We start from the raw sequence: 3543 nt of genomic DNA, 5'->3' as shown, positions 1-3543 counted from the left end.
AAAAGTATTTAAGTGCACTTCTGTTCGGAGCGCTTCTGTTCGCTTCAGCAGGAACTTTTACTTCTTGTAAAGACTATGATGATGACATCAACAACCTGCAGGAGCAGATTGATAAGGTAGCAGCAGACCTTGAAAGCCTGAAGGCTACTGTAGATCAACTGGGTGGCGTTCAGGATGTCAAAGTTGAAGGCGGTAAGCTTCTTGTTACTGCCGGTGGAGAAACTATTTCTTACGATCTTCCTACAGGCGAAGGCAGCGATGTTGATAAGACTGTAGTAGAACTTGACGGTCAGGACTTGAAAGTTGATGGTCAGGTTATCGGACAGGTAGGCGACAAGGTAACAGTAAACGCTGACGGTTATCTTTGTGTAAACGGTACAGCTACTGAAATCAAGGCCGGTAAATATGCTATTATCGACAATGAATCTGAGAACTCAGTTACAATCACACTTCCTGATGCAAACGGTGAATTGAAGACTATCGAATTGGCTAAATATTCTCCTGCAGACAAAATTACTTCTATAATTGTAGCAGAAGACAGTAAATTTGATTCTGATGCTGAGTATAATATTGCTATTAATCCTATTCAATGGACTAAAGCAGCTGTAGATCAGCCAAAATGGGAAGGAAAGAAAGGTAAAGTCGTAAGAAATCAGCTTATGGTAGGTAACATCAGTAATGTTGAAATTCAGGTATTGCCGGCTGATGTTGATTTGAATGAAGTAAATCTTTCATTAAGAAACTCTCTTGGCGAAATAGCTCCTGTAAAGGTAATTCCTACACCTAATGATAAGCTGTTGAAACCTGTTACAACTCGTGCCATATCAAAAAATGGTTCTTGGAATCTTACAATCGAAATGGACGACACTGTAACTCCAAGTAATATCGCTAAAGTATTCGACAATAAGAACAATGAAAATCTTGCATATGCTCTTTATGCAGGCGAAAAGGCTGTAACAGGATATGATTTTACAATTGATGTAAACGAAACAGCATCAGCATACACATATAATAATATTGATTTATATAATAGTTTAACTGATTTAAGATATATTGATTCAGAAGGTTATTATGTTGAAATAAACAAAACGAATGGTGGTACTTTACCTTTGAATCAGAAAACAGATCTTACAGCTATATTTAGTGGAAATGATAGATTGTGTTACCTTTACGACTCATATATCACATTCGAAGGCACTAACAAGTCTCTTGCTGCTGCCAAGGGTATCTCTGCCGACGGTATGACTATCACTACCACTGCGGCTTCTGCAGGAACTACAATTACAGCTACTGTACACATGATGGATATCACAGGTCATGTTTACGATGGTGTAGATATTAAATTCAAGGTTGCCTCAAGTACAGCAGTAAGTCCACAAGCTGATAACGTAGACTATGTAGTAATGCCAACTAAGGTAACAGATGGTAAGGCTGAAGTTATAGAACCTATAGCTATTGTAAACCTTGAGGATGTATTCTCTCAGATAGATGCAGCTACACTCCAGAAAGTTAAGGGATGGAATCAGATATCTATCGTTGAAGAAAAAGACCAGACAGGATTCCTGATTGCTTCTGCCGGTACAAATGCAAATGGTGAAGCTATTGTATTTGATGGTAACTCTTCTACGAAGAATGCATTGTTCATGAAAGCTGATGGTAAAGCATGGGATGCTATAACAGACGATCTTGCCGATCTTGCTACTATCAAATTACCATTTAAACAATTAACTAAAGATGATAAGGGTGAATCCGTATCTATTTCAGCCAATGCAATAGCAAAAGACGCTAAACCAAGCAATGACTATTATACTCTATACTTGGTAGCTACTGCTAAGGGTGATGATACTGAAGGAAATGAAATCATCCGTATCAAGATGAACGTTAAGATTGCACTTCCTGCATTCAGTGACTTGTTTGAAAAGAATACATCAAGTTGGTCAGAAGATGGTAAATACATCGCTCGTATTGGAGCACAAAGTACAACAAGTGTAGGCAATGCTAATGCTATGTTATCAATGGCAACAGCATTTAAGCAGAAAGCACAAAATGCTGAAACAAGCAGATTGGCATACTTATTGTCTGATAAAGAAGATTGTGAATTCTTTACAAATGGGGCATTAAGTGACGCATATAACGGTGATAAAACTTGCGCGATAGTAAATACTGAAGGTACTGCTAAACTCGAAAAGAGTAAGATTTACAACGATAAAAAGACTAAACTTCTTCTCACTGAGTTGCATGACATAGTAGCTTATACAAGTGTGTTTGCAGGAATGCAAAGAGTAGGTGGTTCTAGTACTAATTATACTTTGGAAACTGGAACTGATGTTAAAGTTATCCAAGAAGCATTTACTGTTGTATCAGATTCTTACGATGTAACTGTCAAGACGGCATTGGATGGCATTAAGACTGTAAACTTTGATGCTGCAGGAAATCTGATTCCATCAAATACTCCTATAGAGCTTGATGAAAATGGATTTATAACTCCGTTCACTATCGGTGATACTTCTAAAGAAAATCCTTATAAGGGTGGATTTGGATTTGAATTAAACGGAAGTTATGTTCCTGCTAAGTATCAGGATGGTGATAAGGAAGGTATGGGATATTATAACTTAGATGGATTTGCACTTTTTGCATCTAAAACATCATGGAATGATAAAGATGCTCAAGTTGATGTAACTTCTGAACAATCGGGTGTAAGTGCTGAATTGACTACTTATGATACTACTCCTACTAAACCTATATTCCGCTATCAGGTAACAGGACTGTTAGGACAGCAAAGCACAAATATTACATTTACAGTAACAGATATGACTGGTTTCAACTATCCGTTAACTGTTACAGTTAAAAAATAAGTAATATTCAGACTATATTTATAAAAAACCGGCACATATCTTTATATAAGGTAATGTGTCGGTTTTTTTGGTATTCTCTAAAAAGTTGCATTACGATTATGTGGAATTGAGATGACAGATTCTTCATATTCGGTCCAAGAGGATGTAAATTAAACTGTGTCAGCAAAGAGTAAAGCAAAATATTAACTTTGCTAACACAGTTTTTTGTATGAAAGAAGAATTTGATTTTGAGAGTATCAAGAATAAGGCTATAGAACAGCCTATAATCTGAAAGAGTGTCAAACATTGGTACAATATATAGGGATAATATTTCCAACACACCAATGGTATGTCCCCATCTATATAATTTTCCTTAGTATAAGTATTCCGGTTCTGTAGTCTTTTCCGTCCCCCGTCCGTCCCTTTTCCGTCCCTCCAAAAAAATCCTGAATCTGTTACCTTCTCATAATAAATCGTTTACAGTAAATCTCATTATTCCCGCCGCGAAAATGTTGTACGGCAGAAACCGCGCTACAGGCTTTGTGAGCGGGGTATTTGTTTGTTTCTTTCCCGTTTTTGTTCAGACTCCGTCCCTCGTCCGTCCCTCGCTGGAGGCTGTCTCTGGTCCGTCTTCTGCCAATGGGGGCGGGGATAAGCTTAAGTTTTGATAATTTGAGTTTTTTAATTTATAAATTAAAATTTTTATTAT

At 37.2% G+C, this 3543-nt stretch carries 1 protein-coding gene; it reads left to right on the top strand.

Annotation, left to right across the window (positions count from 1 at the left end; translation table 11 throughout):
- Positions 1-2855 (top strand): hypothetical protein (locus C510_RS17580; protein WP_018712233.1); only part of this gene is annotated, 2855 nt, incomplete at its 5' end.
- Positions 2856-3543 lie beyond the last annotated feature (688 nt).

The organism is Phocaeicola barnesiae DSM 18169 = JCM 13652, assembly GCF_000374585.1.
Taxonomy (GTDB): Bacteria; Bacteroidota; Bacteroidia; order Bacteroidales; family Bacteroidaceae; genus Phocaeicola; species Phocaeicola barnesiae.
This window is presented reverse-complemented; position numbering and strand designations above follow the sequence as displayed.